Raw genomic sequence first — 17,296 nt, forward strand, 5'->3', positions numbered from 1 at the left:
AGTAATTGGATTTTCCCGCAATTTTTCTCCTGTTATGGGCAATTTCCCACCATAACATGCGCCTTGGTGGGCTGTCGGACCGAAGCCTTATGGCCTATTTTAGCGTTTGCGCGGTAGGCTGAAGCCATTGCGCATCATCACATCCCAGCCGGTTCTTCCGAGGCGTCATGAGCGACACCCCACCTTCTGCCCACACGCAGGCTGCACGGCCTTCCATCTCGTTCGAGTTCTTCCCGCCGAAGACCGAGGAGATGGAGCAGAATCTCTGGGGCGTCATCAACCGCCTTGCACCGCTGTCACCGAATTTCGTCTCCGTGACCTACGGCGCGGGCGGCTCGACCCGCGAGCGGACCCATTCGACGATCAAGCGCATCCTTGAGGAAACCAGCCTCACCCCCGCCGCGCACCTGACCTGTGTCGACGCGACCTGCGCCGACATCGATGACGTGGTGGATCGCTATCATGAAGTCGGCGTGCGCCATATTGTGGCGCTGCGCGGCGATCCCTCGGGCGGCATCGGCACCGCCTATCGGGCCCATCCGAACGGCTATCAAAATTCCGCCGATCTGGTCGCCTCGATCAAGCGCCGCCATCCGGATATGGAAGTCACAGTCTCGGCCTATCCGGAAAAGCATCCTGAGAGCGCAACCATCGACGCCGATATCGACGTGCTGAAAGCCAAGGTCGATGCAGGCGCCGACCGCGCCATCACCCAGTTCTTCTTCGACAACGATCTTTACTTCCGCTATCTCGACCGCGTGCGCGCGGCGGGCATCACAATTCCGATCGTGCCGGGCATCCTGCCGGTGCAGAACTTCAAGCTGGCGAAGAATTTCGCCACGCGCGCCGGCGCAACGGTGCCGGACTGGCTGGCGGAAAAATTTGAAGGCCTCGACGACGACGCCGAGACCCGCAAGCTCGTCGCCGCCACCGTGGCCGCCGGACAAGTCCAGAAGCTCGCCAAGCACGGCGTCGAGAATTTCCACTTCTACACCATGAACCGCGCGGACCTCGTGTTCGCCATCAGTCACCTGCTCGGCATCCGCCCGAACGGATCGCAACAGGCCGCCTGATATTTTCTTCCGTCATGCCCGCCCGCCGCGGACGTGACGCATGCAAGGTAATGAGTAAATGACCTCTTCAACCGCCGACAAATTCCGCGCCCTCGCCCGCGAACGCATTCTGGTGCTCGACGGCGCCATGGGCACGATGATCCAGCGGCTCGAACTGGACGAAGCGGCATTCCGCGGCGAGCGGTTCAAGGATTTTCACCGCGACGTGCGCGGCAACAACGACCTGTTGATCCTGACCCAGCCGCAGGCGATCGAGGACATTCACTACGAATATCTGAAAGCCGGCGCCGACATCGTCGAGACCAACACCTTCTCCTCGACCTCCATCGCGCAGGCCGACTACGACATGTCGAACCTCGCCTATGAGCTGAACCGCGAGGGTGCACGGCTCGCGCGCAACGCCGCCAACCGCGCCGAAGCCGATGACGGCAAGCCGCGTTTCGTCGCGGGCGCGCTTGGCCCGACCAACCGCACCGCCTCGATCTCGCCGGACGTCGCCAATCCCGGCTATCGCGCGGTGACCTTCGACGGCCTGCGCATCGCCTACAGCGAACAGATCAACGGCCTGCTCGACGGCGGCGCCGATCTCCTGCTGGTCGAAACCATTTTCGACACGCTCAACGCCAAGGCCGCACTCTACGCCATCGCAGAAATCTGCGAGGCGCGTGGCATCGACGTGCCGGTGATGATCTCGGGCACCATCACCGACAAATCCGGCCGCCTGCTGTCAGGCCAGATGCCGGAAGCGTTCTGGTACTCGGTGCAACACGCCAATCCCATCACCATCGGCTTCAACTGCGCGCTCGGCGCGGAAGACCTTCGCGCGCATATCGCCGATATCGGCCGCGTCGCCGATACGCTCGTCTGCGCCTATCCGAACGCGGGCCTGCCGAACGAATTCGGCCAGTATGACGAGACGCCGGAATACATGGCCCGCCTCGTCGGCGAATTCGCCCGTGATGGCCTCGTCAATGTCGTTGGCGGCTGCTGCGGTACCACGCCCGATCATATCAAGGCGATCGCGCAGGCCGTCGCTCCACACAAGCCACGCATCGTGCCGGCAATCGAGCCGAGACTCCGGTTGTCCGGCCTCGAGCCGTTCGTGCTGACCAACGACATTCCGTTCGTCAATGTCGGAGAGCGCACCAACGTCACCGGCTCGGCCCGCTTCCGCAAGCTCATCAAGGAAGGCAATTACACCGCAGCACTTCAGGTCGCCCGCGATCAGGTTGAGAACGGCGCGCAGGTGATCGACGTCAACATGGACGAAGGACTGCTCGACTCCAAGCAGGCGATGATCGACTTCCTCAACCTCGTCGCCTCCGAGCCGGACATCGCCAAGGTGCCGGTGATGGTCGACTCGTCGAAATTCGAGGTGATCGAGGCAGGATTGCAATGCATTCAGGGCAAGTCGATCCTCAACTCGATCTCGATGAAGGAAGGCGAGGAGAAATTCCTCCACGAAGCTGCCATCGCACGCCGCCACGGCGCCGCCGTGGTGGTGATGGCGTTCGACGAGATCGGCCAGGCCGACACCTACCAGCGCAAGATCGATATCTGCAAACGCGCTTACGATCTCTTGACGACGAAGCTGAACTTCCCGCCGCAGGACATTATCTTCGACCCGAACATCTTCGCCATCGCGACCGGGCTTGAGGAGCACAACAATTACGGCGTCGACTTCATCGAGGCAACGCGCTGGATCCGCCAGAACCTGCCGCACGTCCACATCTCGGGCGGCGTCTCGAACCTGTCATTCTCATTCCGAGGCAATGAGCCGGTGCGCGAGGCGATGCATTCGGTGTTCCTGTATCACGCCATCAAGGCGGGCATGGACATGGGCATCGTCAACGCCGGGCAGATGGTGATCTATGACGACATCGATCCCGAACTGCGCGAGGTTTGCGAGGACGTCATCCTCAACCGCGATCCCGGCGCGCCCGAACGGTTGTTGCAGCTCGCGGAAAAATTCCGCGGCCAGGGCAAGCAGGTCAAGGAACAGGATCTTGCCTGGCGCGAATGGAGCGTCGAGAAGCGGCTCTCCCACGCGCTGGTCAACGGCATCACCGAATATATCGAGGTCGACACCGAAGACGCACGCCTCACCGTGGAGCGGCCGCTCAACGTGATCGAGGGCCCGCTGATGGCCGGCATGAACGTGGTCGGCGACCTGTTCGGCTCCGGCAAGATGTTCCTGCCGCAGGTGGTGAAGTCCGCCCGCGTGATGAAGCAGGCGGTCGCCTATCTGATGCCGTTCATGGAAGAGGAAAAGGAACGCAACAAGGCCGCAGGCCTTACCGAAGGCCAGCGCTCGTCCGCCGGCAAGATCGTGATGGCCACAGTGAAGGGCGACGTTCACGACATCGGCAAGAACATCGTCGGCATCGTGCTCCAGTGCAACAATTTCGAGGTGGTCGACCTCGGCGTGATGGTCCCCGCCGCCAAGATTCTTGAAACTGCGAAGAAAGAGAACGCCGACCTCATCGGGCTTTCCGGCCTGATTACGCCCTCGCTCGACGAGATGGCGTTCGTCGCATCCGAAATGGAACGCGAGGGCTTCGACATTCCGCTCTTGATCGGCGGCGCGACCACGAGCCGCGTCCACACCGCCGTGAAGATCGATCCACGCTACCGCAAGGGCGCGGTCGTGCACGTCAATGACGCGAGCCGCGCGGTCGGCGTCGCTTCTTCGCTGCTCTCGGCGGAGAAGCGCGACGAATACATCGCCGAAGTCCGCGCCGACTACGCCAAGATCGCGGACGCGCATTTCCGCGCCCAGCAGAACAAGAAGCGGCTCTCGCTCGCAGCCGCGCGCGCCAATCACCTGAAGATCGACTGGAGCAAGACCAAGCCGGTCAAACCGTCGTTCCTCGGCTTGAAGACCTTCACCAACTATTCGCTCGCCGAACTCGCCGAGTGCATCGACTGGACGCCGTTCTTCCAGGCGTGGGAATTGTCGGGCCGCTTTCCGGCGATCCTGAAGGACCCGAATGTCGGCGAGGTTGCGCAGTCGCTCTACAACGACGCGCGCAAGATGCTCGACACCATCATCAAGGAAAACTGGTTCACCGCCAACGCCACCATCGGCTTCTGGCCCGCCAATGCGGACGGCGACGACGTGACGCTTTATAGCGACGAGGCACGCACCAAGCCGCTTGCAACGCTGCACACGCTGCGCCAGCAGCTTGAGCGGCGCGCCGGTGTCCCCAACCTCGCGCTCGCCGATTTCATCGCGCCGAAGGGAAGCGGCGTCGCCGATTACATCGGCGCGTTCGTCGTCACCGCCGGCATCGGCGAGGAAGCGATCACCATGCGCTTCAAGAAATCCAACGACGATTATTCCTCGATCATCGTCAAGGCGCTGGCGGATCGCCTCGCGGAAGCCTTCGCCGAGCGGATGCACCAGCGCGTCCGCATGGAGTTCTGGGGTTACGCCGCCGACGAAGCGCTGTCGAATGACGACCTGATCCTCGAGAAGTATCAGGGCATCCGCCCGGCGCCGGGTTATCCCGCGCAACCCGACCACAACGAGAAGACCACGATCTTCAAACTGCTCGATGCCGAGCGCAATGCGGGCGTGACCCTGACCGAAAGCCTTGCGATGTGGCCGGGCTCATCGGTGTCAGGCATCTACTACAGCCACCCGCAGAGCGAGTATTTCGGCGTCGGCAAGATCGAACGCGATCAGGTCGAGGATTATGCCGAACGCGTCGGCGCGACCGTGGCCGAGACCGAGCGCTCGCTTGCTTCCGTTCTGAACTACATTCCCGCGAGCGAACCTCAGCCGCCAGCACCTGCTGACGACGACATCACCAGTCTGCCCCCCGCCCAGCATCCGCCGGGCTGCGGCTGCGCGATCCACATGCGCCTGAACGTGAAATCACGCACCGATGCGCGGCCTGACTAACTCTCGGCTTCGTCACTGAATCTCTGAAGATATCCCGCGAAGGCCGAACGGAACTTCAAACCCGTTCGGCCTTCGTCCTTTCACGTCTGTGTGACGTGAGACAGCGGTGGAACTGCATCGCCGGCGGTTCGTTTTGACCACACAGCGTCGAAAATTCGGCGGCGCTGTGCCACGTCGAAACTTTCCTCCGCCTTCTCATCAAATTTTCATAACAGAAGAAAAGGAGACGCACTGTGAACAAGGCAACCCTCCTCGCAGCCACCGCCGCGATTGCGCTGATCGCGATCCCCGCCCTCGCACGGGATATGGTCAAGACGCATTCCAATGTGCAGATGAAATCATCCAAGCTGCATCAGCATAGCGTCCACCATGCTCGCACCATGCGCTCAGGCGATCGCCTCGCGCGGCGCGGTGAACGCGACAGCAATTGGAACCATCGCAGCGGCTTCTGGCCCGCCGCCACCGCAGGCGCCATTGCCGGCGGCGCGATCGCAACCGCCGACGCGATTGCAACTGCACCCTTCCGGGCCGGCTATTATGATAACGGCTACTACGGACGATACGACCGGCCCTATGGCGATGTCGCCTATCGCAGCGGCTATCGTTACGGCGGCACCTATGCGTCCATGGACGAAGGCTTCGGCGTATATAATTACGATGGCACCGCCATTCCGGGCTCACCGAGCTTTGACGCCCGCAACGGCTTCACCTGCCGTCCTGGCACCATCATCAAGCTGAATGGGCAACCTACGCTCTGTCAGTAAACTGCCCTGCAATGACACCGGGATGGTGGCGCTCGCCACTGCCGTCCCGGTGTCATGACATCAACCATCCCTATCGCTCACGAGCAGTCCTTTCACGGCCTGCGACCAGCCGTGTAATTTCCGCGCGCGCGTTGCATCATCCATCGCTGGCGTGAAGCGGCGATCGAGTTGCCATTGCGCAGCAAACGTCTCCGGCGGCGGACAGACATTCGCTGCAAGGCCCGCAAGATAGGCCGCGCCCAGCGCCGTCGTCTCCGGGATCATGGGACGGTCGACTATTGCCTTAAGGATGTCAGCGAGGCGCTGCATGGTCCAGTCCGAGACGGACATCCCGCCATCGACGCGAAGCGAAACGTCTTTCGCCGCAAGATCCGGCCAGTCGGCGCGCATCGCCTCCCACAAATCGCGCGTCTGGTAGCAGACACTTTCCAGCGCCGCGTGCGCGAGTTCGGCGGGGCCTGTGTTGCGCGTCAGCCCGAACAGCGCACCGCGCACGCGCGGATTCCAGTATGGCGCGCCGAGCCCGACGAAGGCCGGAATGAGATAGACTGATTGCGTCTCGTCCGCCTGCGAGGCGAGATCGTCGCTGTCATGCGCAGTCTTGATGAGGTGAAGGCCATCGCGCAGCCATTGCACGGCGGAGCCCGCGACAAAGATCGAACCTTCCAGCGCATAGGTGCGCCGACCATTTAATTGATAGGCGATGGTCGTCAGCAGCTTGTTTTTTGACGCCACTGCTGTTTCGCCGGTGTTGAGCAACGCAAAGCAGCCAGTGCCGTAAGTCGACTTCATCATCCCCGGCGCGAAGCAGGCCTGACCGACGGTCGCCGCCTGCTGGTCGCCCGCGATGCCGCGAATGGCAATCGGCCCATCGAACAATTCAGGCAGTGTCGCGCCGAAATCAGCCGCGCAGTCGCGAACCTGCGGCAGCAGCGCGCGCGGCACCCGCAACAGCTTGAGCAGGTCGTCGTCCCACGCGCCGGTGTGGATATTGAACAAGAGCGTGCGCGAGGCGTTGGTCGCATCGGTCGCATGAACTGCGCCGCCCGTGAGCCGCCAGAGCAGATAGCAATCGACCGTGCCGAACAGAAGCTCGCCACGCATGGCGCGTTCGCGCGCGCCGCTGACATGATCGAGAATCCACGCGACCTTGGTCGCCGAGAAATACGGATCGGCGATCAGCCCCGTTCGCGCGGCAATCAGCGGCTCGCTGCCATCCGCCTGCAACCGCGCGCAGACATCCGCCGTGCGCCGGTCCTGCCAGACGATGGCCCGGTGGATCGCCTGTCCTGTCTTGCGGTCCCACACCACAACCGTCTCGCGCTGGTTGGAGATGCCGATGGCCGCGATGTCGCCCGCGTGGACATTGCCTTCGCGCATCGCGGCGCGGCAGGTCGCGAGCGTGCTTGTCCAGATGTCTTCGGGCTCGTGCTCGACCCAGCCCGATGCGGGAAAGTGTTGCGGATATTCCTGCTGCGCTCTGGCCGCGACCGAAAGATCGCCGCGAAAAAGCATCGCGCGCGAGGATGTCGTGCCCTGATCGATGGCGAGAAGATAAGCCATCGCCGATGCCTAGTGCACGATCTCGAACAATCCGGCCGACCCCATGCCGCCGCCGACGCACATCGTCACCACGGCGTATTTCGCCTTGCGACGCCGGCCCTCAATCAGAACATGGCCTGCAAGCCGCGCGCCGGTCATGCCGTAGGGATGACCGACTGCGATGGCGCCGCCGTTGACGTTGAGCTTCGCCGGATCGAGGCCAAGCCTGTCGCGGCAGTAGATCACCTGCACCGCGAAGGCTTCGTTCAATTCCCACAGGTCTATGTCATCGACGGTCAGGCCATGGCGCTTCAGGAGACGCGGCACCGCGAACACCGGGCCGATGCCCATCTCGTCCGGCTCACATCCTGCGGACACCATGCCGCGAAAGATTCCGAGCGGCTTGAGATTCCGCCGCGCCGCCGTCTTGTCGCTCATGATGACAACGGCGCTCGCACCGTCCGACAACTGGCTCGCATTGCCTGCGGTGATGGTGAAGCCCTCACCCATCACCGGCTTCAGCGCGGCAAGGCCTTCGGCGCTGGTGTCGGGGCGCGGGCCCTCGTCCTGCGACAGCGTCACGTCCTTGAACGACACTTCGCCGCTTGCCTTGTCGAGCACGCCCATTTTCGTCGTGACCGGCGCGATCTCATCGTTGAACTTGCCCGCGGCTTGCGCGGCGGCGATGCGGCGCTGGCTCTCCAGCGCGTACTCGTCCTGCCGCTGCCGCGAAATGCCGTAGCGTTTCGCCACCACCTCGGCGGTGTCGAGCATCGACATGTAGATCTCCGGCTTGATCTGTCTCAGCGCCGGATCGACGGCGTGAAACATATTCATCTTGTCGTTCTGCACGAGGCTGATCGATTCGCCGCCGCCGCCGATCGCGATTTCGACACCGTCGAACAGCACCGAGCGCGCGGCATTCGCGATGGCCTGCAGGCCCGAGGCGCACTGACGATCGACGCTCGTTCCCGCGACACCCACCGGCAGGCCCGCCCGCAACAACGCCTTGCGCGCGATGTTACCGAAGGTCGCGCCCTGCTGGAGCGCCGCGCCCATCACCACGTCCTCGACCTCCGCAGGATCAAGCTTGGCCCGCTCCACCGCCACCTTGATGGCATGGGCGAACAGGGTCGCCCCTTCCGTGGCGTTCAGAGCGCCCCGATAGGCCTTCCCAATCGGGGTGCGGGCTGTGGAAACAATGACGGCCTCCGGCATGCAACTCCCCCTTGTCAGACAGGCGCCGATTCACGCGCGTGACGATGTTGCACGCTTCACCAGCCAAAAACCATGACCGGCTACCCGGTGTTAGCCACGCCGGGTTCCGTCATAGTCCAAAGGTTGTAATCCGCCGCACTTTTCCTTATTCCGGCGCAGTCCGTTTGGTATGGCGTCGGCAGCAGTGTCCTGTTTCACGCGGTACCGAATCCATGCATAAGGTACCTAATGACCGACAAACGTACCCTGCTTCGCGCCATTTTCGACGCTGCCGTGAGCGCGGCCCACCCCGATAAGATGCTGCGCCGGCACCTGCCCGGCCCGCCGCCGGGACGGGTTTTCATCCTTGCTGCCGGCAAGGCCGCAGCCGCGATGGCTGCCGCCGCCGAGCGTCATTACATGGACGATGCCGGTCTGAGTGCGGACCGAATCTCGGGCGTCGCGACCACCCGGCACGGCCATGCCGTGCCGACCCGCCGGATCGAAGTCATCGAAGCAGGCCATCCCGTCCCCGACGAGGCCAGCGTGCGCGGCGCCGAGAAAGCCCTGGCGCTCGCTGCGGAAGCCGGTCCGGACGATCTCGTGCTGGCCCTGATCTCGGGTGGCGGCTCTGCCAACTGGATCGCGCCCGTCGAAGGCATCCCTTACGCGCAAAAGCAGCAGGTCAACAAAAGCCTGCTGCGCTCCGGCGCACCGATCTCCGAAATGAACACGGTGCGCAAGCATCTGTCGCGCATCAAGGGCGGACGGCTCGCCCGCGCTGCCTACCCCGCCCAACTGGTGACGCTCGCCATCTCGGACGTGCCGCATGACGACCCGGCGGTGATCGCATCCGGCCCGACCGTCCCCGATCCTTCCACGCTGGAGGACGCACGCGCCATCGTCGAGCGATACAAACTGCAAGTGGACGACGCGGTGCGCGCGGCGCTGGCCGATCCGCGCAACGAAAGCGTCAAGCCCGGCGACAAGGCCTTCGAGCGCGCGCGCTTCGACATCGTCGCCAGACCACGCGATTCACTTGACGCCGCGCTGCGGGTCGCCGCCCAGGCCGGATATGAAATCCTCGACCTTGGCGCAGACCTCGAAGGCGAGGCCCGCAAGGTTGCCGCCGAGCACGCCAAGCTCGCTCTGGATGCCCGCGCCAAGGGCAAGCGCATCGCCATCATGTCGGGCGGCGAACTGACCGTGATCGTGCGCGGCAACGGGCGCGGCGGCCCGAACCAGGAATACGTTCTGGCCGCAACCGCGGCACTGGCCGACACCAAGGGTATTTCCATTCTCGCCGCCGATACCGACGGCGCCGATGGCGGGGGCGGCTCGCCGACCGATCCTGCCGGTGCGATGGCCGACGAGACGACATTTGCGAAAATGCGGGAGCTGAAGCTCGACCCGATCGCCTATCTCGACAATAACGACGCCACGACGTTTTTCGAGAAGACCGGCGATCTCGTGCTGACCGGGCCGACGCTCACCAATGTCAACGACATCCGGATCATTCTGGTCGATTAAGGCGTCGACCGATTAGCGCTTGCCTCTCCCGGCAAGCGCAGTCCCGGCGCGTCCTGCGCCAGGATCGAGCGGCCTGATATCGATCAGGCGCTGAGCGGCTCGATATCGTCGTCGGCCATTTCGGGGATGGCCCGAAGCGGCTTGGTCGACAGCGTGATGGCACGGCGGCTGCTTGAAGCGGAAGCAACCTGTCCCGACGGCGCCTCGCGCGACATCGCAAACAAGGTCGCACCGACGGTGCCGCCCTGCTCTTTCAAATCCTGCTCGCTGCATGTCGCCGCGATCGCAAGGCTCATCGAATGCAGATGGGCCCGGCGGTAGCAGAACAGCGCCAGCATCGCCCGCACATCGCCCGACACCGTCTCGACCAACTGGGTCAGGCCGTGTTCGCTCGCGCGATAGAGGCTACCGAGCAGTTCGTCCCCGACGGGGCAGGAATCATTGTCCAAGGAATTACGGCTGGAAGACATTGCTCTCTCCTTCCGTAAAAGATGCGATGCAATTCGCTAACGGAAGGTTAACCATAAGAAACCACGGCGTCGGACGACGCTCAGTCTTCCTTCAGCCAGCGCTCGACCGGCATGACGTCGGGAGCCTCGGCGTATTTCTTCGGCCACAGATCGACCACCCATTCAACGCCGGTCGCCTTGTCGACCACGACCGCCGTGTTGTGCGGCGTCTGCAGCGCGAACGGATTGCCCCGATAGCGCGGATTGCCGACGGTATGGAATTTCAGAAGGCCCCACTCCTGGAGTACCAGCAACAGGCTGGTGGTATCGCGGGTGGTGTCGAAACAATCAAAATTGGTGGCGTCCGATCCGGCGCGGATATCGGCCTTGGCGACCCGCTTGCTGGTGCCGATCACCGGTCCCACGCGGCGGTCGAACCAGATGACGGCCTTCTGGAGCGCCCCACGTTCGGCAGCCGCATTTGCCTTCCCTGCCGACAGGATCTGCGTCAGCGTCCTGCGATCCGCGTCGGAGAACACCAGGGTCATGCGGCGGCGGCAGACGAAGCCGTAGCACACCGTCATCTCGCTCATGGACGGCGGATTGATCGACACCGAGGAATAAAGATCGGCCTGCGGCGGGGTCAGTTCCATCGCAAAGCCTGGAACCGGCGACATTGCAAGCATCGCCAGAAGCGCGCCCCGAAATGATGAACTGCGTGACATGACGACCCTCGACACCAACCAACGCTCCGAAAACTAATCGAGCAAAAGCGAGACGCCAAGCCACCGCGACAATCTTATCGCCGCGTGTGGAAATTTCCCCTGCACTGATGCATCAAAGAACCACTGGCGGGTCCGGCAATTCATTGCGATGCGTATCATACGCCGGAAAATGCGCCGCGAGCTCAGCCGTGATCCGCTCGATCCCGGACAACACGCCTTGTTCGAAATGGCCCTGCCGGAACGCACTCTCCATGATCGCGCAAACCTCGCGCCAACGCTCCGCGCCAACCTTCGCGTCGATGCCGCGATCGGCGACAATCTCGACATCGCGATCCGCCAGCAGCAGATAGATTAGCACGCCGGAATTATTTTCGGTGTCCCAGATGCGCAGGTGCGCAAACAGGTCGAGCGCGCGCTCCCGCGCCGATTGTCCGGCCAGCAGCGGTCGCCCGTCGAGCGCGCCTTCGACGACGAAACGTATCTGGCCGGTATGGCGCGCTTCGCTGGCCTTGATCGCACCCTCAATGCGCTTCAATCCCTGTGGCGAGAACGCCTTGCGCACGCGCGCGCGATTGCTGAGAAGATGCTTGCTCAATCGCCTGATGTTCAACGCCATCGCCGTTCCCGCTACCAGTTTCCCGATGCGCCGCCGCCACCGAAACTGCCGCCGCCTCCGCTAAAGCCGCCACCGCCCGATCCGCCACCCCAGCTCGATCCGCCACGGCCATAACCGCCGCCACCGCCGGAGAAGGGAATGGCATCGCCGATCAATGTGAAGAAGAACGCGATTATGCCGACGATCAGCGAGACCGCCCAGAACCCGACGAACCACCAGGCCACGATGGCGACGCCGCCACCCGTCAGCAACGAGCCCGGAAACCGGCCAAAGGCCTGACGCAGAATCCCGCCGATCACGATGGTGAGAATCAGAAGGACCGGAAAAGCCTGGCCGATCTCCTCCCAACTGCCCTGGCTGGCATTGTTGCGCGGAGCAGGCGCGGGCAGCGGCTCGCCATCGATCACCTTGATGATCCGATCAACCCCGGCATCGATGCCACCGGCGAAATCACCCTGCCTGAATTTCGGCGTGATGATCTCGTTGATGATGCGATTGGCGGTGACGTCGGGCAGCGCTCCTTCGAAGCCATAACCAACCTCGATGCGTAGGCGGCGATCATCCTTGGCGACCAGCAGCAACACGCCGTCATCGACACCCTTGCGCCCCAGCTTCCACTGCTCGACGACGCGGATGGAATATTGCGCGATGTCTTCGGGCTGCGTGGTCGGCACGATCAGCACCGCGATCTGACTGCCCTTGCGAGCCTCGAACGCGGCCAGTTTCTGGTCGAGATTCGAGATGTCGGCGGCGCTCAGCGTCCCGGTCTGGTCGGTGACGCGCGCGGTGAGCTGCGGCACCGCGACATCCGCCACGGCGACCGCCGCCCAGCACAGCAGGAACGCAAGAACGAGCTGCCTCGCGATCTTCATCGATGCGCCTCGCCGGCCACCCCGCTACTTGGCAGGCGCCGGAGCGGGTGCGGGTGCGGGTGCATTGAAATCGACCTTCGGCGCAGTCGATATATCTTTCTCATTATCGACGGTGAAGTTCGCCTTGGTCTTGTAGCCGAACACCATCGCGGTGAGGTTATTCGGGAAGGTGCGGATGTTGACGTTATAGTCCTGCACCGCCTTGATGTAGCGGTTGCGCGCGACCGTGATGCGGTTCTCGGTGCCTTCCAGTTGAGCCATCAGGTCGCGAAACAACTGGTCGGACTTGAGCTGCGGATAGTTTTCGGTGACGACCAGCAGGCGCGACAGCGCGCTCGACAGTTCACCCTGCGCTGCCTGGAATTTCTGCAACGCCGCCGGATCGTTGACGACATCGGGACCCGCCTGCACGCTGCCGACCTTGGCGCGCGCATTGGTGACGCCGAGCAGCACATCCTTTTCCTGCTGCGCAAAACCCTTCACCGAATTGACGAGGTTGGGCACGAGGTCCGCGCGGCGCTGATACTGGTTCACCACCTCCGACCAGGCGGACTTCACCTGCTCGTCGTTTTGCTGGATCGCATTGTATCCGCAATTGGTCAGACTAAGTGTCGCGAGCGCGGCGAGAACCGTCAGCAACCTGCGCATGAAAAATCTCCTGTCATTGAACGCGCACATCCGCGTGCGGTGATGGTCGCATCTTATATCATCACGAAGACTGCATCGTGCGCCAGCCGCCAGCATCGCACTGGCGAGGCGCAAACCTGAATGGGGGCAGCATAGCGTCAAGGCATAGATCAAGAAAATACATCGGTGCCATCGGCCCTGACGATTAATTCAAAATAGATGCTTTTGCTGGATTGTATGCAATCGGGACTGAGTCTTCGCGATGGCGGGACGTCGGACAGTTTTCGTCGACCTTGCCGGATCAACCATCACGATTGAAATCTAAGGATATTTCCATGCGCCCGTCGTTCAGAATGGCTTCGATTGCGCTGGCTGGCTTTATGGCCGCCCTGCCCGCTGCCCACGCCGAGGATGGCGTCTCGGCGGACAAGATCGTGCTTGGTCAGGCGGCAGCGTTGACCGGCCCGGCGGCAGCCCTGGGGCAGGGCATGAAGCTGGGCCTCGAAGCGGCATTCGCCGAGGCCAACAAGGCCGGCGGCATCAAGGGCCGCAAGCTCGAACTCAAGAGCGTCGACGATGGCTATGAGCCGACGCGCTCGATCGGGGTCGTCAAGAAGCTGCTGGAAGAAGACAAGGTCTTCGCGATTATCGGCACGGTCGGCACGCCGACCGCCGCCGCGATCCTGCCGATCGCGACCAATGCCGGTGTCCCGATGATCGGCGCATTCTCCGGCGTCGAATTTCTCCGCGAGCCTTATAAGCCATTGGTGATGAACGTCCGCGCCTCCTACTACCAGGAGACCGAGGCGATGGTCGAGCATCTCACCAAGGATCTCGGCTACACCCGCATCGGCATCATGTATCAGGATGACGGCTATGGGCAGGCGGGCCTCGCCGGGCTGCAGCGCGCGCTGGAAAAGCGCGGCATGAAGCTCACCGGTGAGGGGACGTACGAACGCAACACCGTCGCGATCAAGACCGCGCTGCTTGCGGTGCGGAAGGCCAAGCCCGAAGCCGTGGTGATGATCAGCTCCTACAAGCCGGCGGCGGCATTCATCAAGCTGGCGCGCGAGATCAAGTTCGACCCGACCTTCGTCAACGTCTCCTTCGTCGGCTCCGACGCTCTCGCCAAGGAGCTTGGCTCGAATGGCGCGGGCGTGGTCGTGACGCAGGTCGTGCCATTCCCGCTGGACAATAAGATTCCGGTGGTTGGCCACTATCAGGCAGCCCTCAAGTCCGTGGCGCCGGATGCCAAACCGGGCTTCGTATCGCTGGAAGGTTATCTGGTCGGCCGTACATTGATCGCCGGGCTTGAGAAGATCGATGGTGCGCCGACGCGCAAGGGATTGATCGAGGCGGTCCAGAAAGCCAGCCCGATCGATGTCGGCGGCATGAAGCTATCCTACAGCACCACAAGCAATCGCGGCTCCGATCAGGTCTTCCTGACGGTGATTCAGGCCGACGGCAGCCTGCAGGCGGTCAACCGCTTGCAAAAAGCCGGAATGTAACGGCGAAGGCTTCAGTGAAGACGGCAACAATGGATAAGGCACGAGCTTCGGGGGATACGATGAAGGCCGTACTGTCGAAATTGCATTTTGGTTTGCGGGGCCGCCTGTTCATGGCGTTCGGATTGGTCGCGGCATTGACCGTGATCGCAAGCCTGAACGCGATATTCTCCTATGTCAGCCTCGGCAATTCTCTCGGCGTGATCGCCGAGCAGAGCCTCCCCGAATTGACGCGATCCTCCAGCGTCATCAAGGCTGCAGGCGATGTCGGCGCGGCCGCCCCCAGCCTGCTTGCCGCAGCGAACAACGCCGAGCGCAGCGATGCCCTCAAGGCGCTTGCGGCTGCGCGCGAAGAAATGAAACACAGTATCGGCCTGTTGAGCGCGGATGATGCCGCCAAGCTCAACGGCACCGCCGGGCGCATTCTCGAAAACCTGACACGGCTGGAGAAATCCGTCACCGAGCGCCAGTCGATCGCCGAAGCCCGTCATGCCCTGATCGGCGAATTGCGCAAGACACACCAGAAGCTTGCTGAAAAACTGATCCCGATTGCGGACGATGTTGGCTTCGCGCTCACGATGGCGCTGGAAAAGGCCGCTGACGAGCCCGACCCTGCCACCGTACATACAACCCTGATGGGGCTGGCCGATAATGAACTCGGCGAACTTCAGGCGGTGCTGGCGCTGCGTGCCGAATCCAACCTGATGCTCGGTGTCCTCGTCGAGGCCGCCGATCTCACATCCGCCGACCTGCTGCCGCCGGTGAAGGATCGCTTCAATGCAGCCGCCAATCACATCAACAAGGCGGCGGCGATCCTCAAAAACCCGGAAACGACCAAGCTTGTCGGCCAGTTGGTCGCTATCGGTCGCGGCTCGAACAATATCTTCGATCTGAAGCAGAAGGAAATCGCGGCCACCAAGGCCGGCGTGGACGTGGTGGCTCAGAACCGCGTGCTCGCAACCGAATTTGCAAAGGAAGTGGCCGGGCTCGGCCAGCGGAGCGAAGTCGCCGCCGCAGGCGCGGTGCAGGCTTCCCAGGCCGAAATCGGCCGGGGCCGGGTCGTGTTGATCACGATCGCCCTTGCGAGCCTGCTCGCGGCGCTGCTGATCGGCTGGTTCTATGTCGGCCGTGGCGTGGTGCGTCGCCTCGTCGGATTGCAGACGAACATGAAGGCGATTGCCGCCGGAGACCTCGCGGTGGACGTGGCCACCAAGGGGTCGGATGAAATCGCCGCGATGGGCGAAGCGCTTCAGGTGTTCAAGGACAACATGGCGGAATCCAACCGCTTGCGTGCCGAGCGGATCGAAGGCGAGAAGCGCGCCTCGGCCCAGCGCCGGAGCGAGATGTCGCAACTCGCCGACGAATTCCATGCCGCGGTCGGCGAAATCGTGCAAACGGTGTCGTCCGCTTCCACCGAGCTCGAGGCGTCGGCGAGGACACTGACCTCAACCGCAGCGGAGACTCAGCAACTGTCCGCGATGGTAGAAACCGCGTCGGGCGACGCATCCCGGAATGTCGATTCTGTCGCCGCCGCCACCGAGGAGATGACCGCTTCGATCGCCGAGATCAATCGCCAGGTGCAGGAGTCCAACCGCATCGCCTCCGACGCGGTGCATCAGGCTGAAATGACCGACGGCCGCATCAACGAATTGTCCAAGGCGGCGACGCGGATCGGCGATGTCATCAATCTCATCACCTCCATCGCGGAGCAGACCAACCTGCTGGCGCTGAATGCGACCATCGAGGCGGCGCGCGCCGGCGAATCCGGCAAGGGGTTTGCCGTCGTCGCGCAGGAGGTCAAGTCGCTGGCGACCCAGACCAGCAAGGCGACCAACGAGATCAGCTCCCAGATCGCAGGCATGCAGGTGGCGACGCAGGAATCGGTCGGCGCGATCAAGCAGATCAGCGCCACCATCGGCCGCATTTCGGAAATCGCTTCGGTGATCGCCGATTCGGTCGGACAGCAGGGCAGCGCCATCCAGGAGATTGTCCGCAGCGTTCAGGGCGCGGCCAAGTCAACCAGCGAAGTTGCCGGCAACATCAGCGAAGTGAACAAGGGCGCCAATGAAACGAGTTCGGCATCCTCGCAGGTGCTTTCGTCGGCGCAATCCCTGTCCGGCGAAAGCAATCGCCTCAAGCTGGAAGTCGATCGTTTCCTGGAGACCGTACGCGCCGCCTAACGGGCGGAAGCCTGCGAGACGATGTGAATGGCGCAGACTGGCGATAGCGAAACCCGCTATCGCCACACAAGCTACAAGCTGGCTTTGACCTGCTGATTTGAATGGCGCGCCCGAAAGGATGCGTTCCAGCCCTGTGCAGCACTTCTATCACTATCCCGTCAATGGCAGCCCCATCCCGCCCCTCTTCTTTTTCCAAGACGTCGCCTGGTTCTCCAGCAACGGAACGCCTACAGGAGCATAAAACAGTTTGTGTTTTGTGGCTCGTAGCTTGCAGAAATCGGACCAGGAAGTGCCCCAGTTCCTTCTTCA

At 62.8% G+C, this 17,296-nt stretch carries 13 protein-coding genes; 6 read left to right on the plus strand and 7 right to left on the minus strand.

All coding sequences use genetic code 11. The annotated features are described in order from the left end of the window. The first annotated feature begins 167 nt into the window (after positions 1-167). The 3 genes from metF (at position 168) to AFIDRAFT_RS03130 (ending at position 5,744) form a co-directional block, all read left to right on the plus strand. Positions 168-1,073 (plus strand): methylenetetrahydrofolate reductase [NAD(P)H], encoded by a 906-nt coding sequence (gene metF, locus AFIDRAFT_RS03120; RefSeq protein WP_009337627.1) that lies wholly within the window; start codon positions 168-170, stop codon positions 1,071-1,073. Between the two features lie 58 nt (positions 1,074-1,131). Further along, the gene (metH, locus tag AFIDRAFT_RS03125; protein WP_009337628.1) at positions 1,132-4,980 is read left to right on the plus strand and encodes a methionine synthase; all 3,849 of its coding nucleotides are present in this window, start codon (positions 1,132-1,134) and stop codon (positions 4,978-4,980) included. Between the two features lie 233 nt (positions 4,981-5,213). Next, a complete protein-coding gene (locus AFIDRAFT_RS03130; RefSeq protein WP_009337629.1) occupies positions 5,214-5,744 on the plus strand; it encodes a hypothetical protein in 531 nt (176 codons plus the stop codon). A 60-nt stretch (positions 5,745-5,804) separates the two neighbouring features. Here AFIDRAFT_RS03130 and glpK read toward each other — a convergent pair whose 3' ends face one another. Both glpK and AFIDRAFT_RS03140 read right to left on the minus strand, forming a co-directional pair. Continuing rightward, positions 5,805-7,307, minus strand: coding sequence for a glycerol kinase GlpK (glpK, locus tag AFIDRAFT_RS03135; protein WP_009337630.1), 1,503 nt, complete (start codon positions 7,305-7,307; stop codon positions 5,805-5,807). Positions 7,308-7,316: 9 nt separating this feature from the next. Further along, positions 7,317-8,504, minus strand: a complete 1,188-nt coding sequence (locus tag AFIDRAFT_RS03140) for an acetyl-CoA C-acyltransferase (RefSeq protein WP_009337631.1) — start codon at positions 8,502-8,504, stop codon at positions 7,317-7,319. Between the two features lie 228 nt (positions 8,505-8,732). On the opposite strand from AFIDRAFT_RS03140, the gene AFIDRAFT_RS03145 reads away from it, so the two are divergent. Continuing rightward, positions 8,733-10,013 carry a glycerate kinase type-2 family protein gene (locus tag AFIDRAFT_RS03145; RefSeq protein ID WP_009337632.1) on the plus strand — a complete coding sequence of 427 codons (1,281 nt, stop codon included), beginning with the start codon at positions 8,733-8,735 and terminating at the stop codon, positions 10,011-10,013. A gap of 83 nt (positions 10,014-10,096) precedes the next feature. Here AFIDRAFT_RS03145 and AFIDRAFT_RS03150 read toward each other — a convergent pair whose 3' ends face one another. The 5 genes from AFIDRAFT_RS03150 to AFIDRAFT_RS03170 form a co-directional block, all read right to left on the minus strand. Next, the gene (locus AFIDRAFT_RS03150; RefSeq protein WP_009337633.1) at positions 10,097-10,483 is read right to left on the minus strand and encodes a hypothetical protein; all 387 of its coding nucleotides are present in this window, start codon (positions 10,481-10,483) and stop codon (positions 10,097-10,099) included. A gap of 80 nt (positions 10,484-10,563) precedes the next feature. Beyond that, on the minus strand, positions 10,564-11,187 hold the full coding sequence (locus AFIDRAFT_RS03155) for a hypothetical protein (RefSeq protein WP_009337634.1): 624 nt from the start codon (positions 11,185-11,187) through the stop codon (positions 10,564-10,566). A gap of 112 nt (positions 11,188-11,299) precedes the next feature. After that, entirely contained in the window at positions 11,300-11,803 is a 504-nt protein-coding gene (locus AFIDRAFT_RS03160; RefSeq protein ID WP_009337635.1) for a TPM domain-containing protein, read from the minus strand. 11 nt (positions 11,804-11,814) lie between these two features. After that, positions 11,815-12,675, minus strand: coding sequence for a TPM domain-containing protein (locus AFIDRAFT_RS03165; protein WP_009337636.1), 861 nt, complete (start codon positions 12,673-12,675; stop codon positions 11,815-11,817). Between the two features lie 24 nt (positions 12,676-12,699). Further along, entirely contained in the window at positions 12,700-13,323 is a 624-nt protein-coding gene (locus AFIDRAFT_RS03170) for a LemA family protein (protein ID WP_009337637.1), read from the minus strand. Between the two features lie 314 nt (positions 13,324-13,637). On the opposite strand from AFIDRAFT_RS03170, the gene AFIDRAFT_RS03175 reads away from it, so the two are divergent. Next, positions 13,638-14,810 (plus strand): ABC transporter substrate-binding protein, encoded by a 1,173-nt coding sequence (locus AFIDRAFT_RS03175; protein WP_009337638.1) that lies wholly within the window; start codon positions 13,638-13,640, stop codon positions 14,808-14,810. 59 nt (positions 14,811-14,869) lie between these two features. Beyond that, entirely contained in the window at positions 14,870-16,987 is a 2,118-nt protein-coding gene (locus tag AFIDRAFT_RS03180) for a methyl-accepting chemotaxis protein (RefSeq protein ID WP_009337639.1), read from the plus strand. Positions 16,988-17,296 lie beyond the last annotated feature (309 nt).

The organism is Afipia sp. 1NLS2 (genome assembly GCF_000178995.1).
Lineage (GTDB): Bacteria > Pseudomonadota > Alphaproteobacteria > Rhizobiales > Xanthobacteraceae > Afipia.

Excerpts from the sequence above, each read along its gene's own strand:
- AFIDRAFT_RS03150 (WP_009337633.1), bottom strand. The coding sequence starts at position 10,483 with ATGTCTTCCAGCCGTAATTCCTTGGACAATGATTCCTGCCCCGTCGGG.
- AFIDRAFT_RS03170 (WP_009337637.1), bottom strand. The coding sequence starts at position 13,323 with ATGCGCAGGTTGCTGACGGTTCTCGCCGCGCTCGCGACACTTAGTCTG.
- AFIDRAFT_RS03165 (WP_009337636.1), bottom strand. The coding sequence starts at position 12,675 with ATGAAGATCGCGAGGCAGCTCGTTCTTGCGTTCCTGCTGTGCTGGGCG.
- glpK (WP_009337630.1), bottom strand. The coding sequence starts at position 7,307 with ATGGCTTATCTTCTCGCCATCGATCAGGGCACGACATCCTCGCGCGCG.
- AFIDRAFT_RS03160 (WP_009337635.1), bottom strand. The coding sequence starts at position 11,803 with ATGGCGTTGAACATCAGGCGATTGAGCAAGCATCTTCTCAGCAATCGC.
- metH (WP_009337628.1), top strand. The coding sequence starts at position 1,132 with ATGACCTCTTCAACCGCCGACAAATTCCGCGCCCTCGCCCGCGAACGC.
- AFIDRAFT_RS03175 (WP_009337638.1), top strand. The coding sequence starts at position 13,638 with ATGCGCCCGTCGTTCAGAATGGCTTCGATTGCGCTGGCTGGCTTTATG.
- AFIDRAFT_RS03180 (WP_009337639.1), top strand. The coding sequence starts at position 14,870 with ATGAAGGCCGTACTGTCGAAATTGCATTTTGGTTTGCGGGGCCGCCTG.
- AFIDRAFT_RS03145 (WP_009337632.1), top strand. The coding sequence starts at position 8,733 with ATGACCGACAAACGTACCCTGCTTCGCGCCATTTTCGACGCTGCCGTG.
- AFIDRAFT_RS03155 (WP_009337634.1), bottom strand. The coding sequence starts at position 11,187 with ATGTCACGCAGTTCATCATTTCGGGGCGCGCTTCTGGCGATGCTTGCA.
- AFIDRAFT_RS03140 (WP_009337631.1), bottom strand. The coding sequence starts at position 8,504 with ATGCCGGAGGCCGTCATTGTTTCCACAGCCCGCACCCCGATTGGGAAG.
- metF (WP_009337627.1), top strand. The coding sequence starts at position 168 with ATGAGCGACACCCCACCTTCTGCCCACACGCAGGCTGCACGGCCTTCC.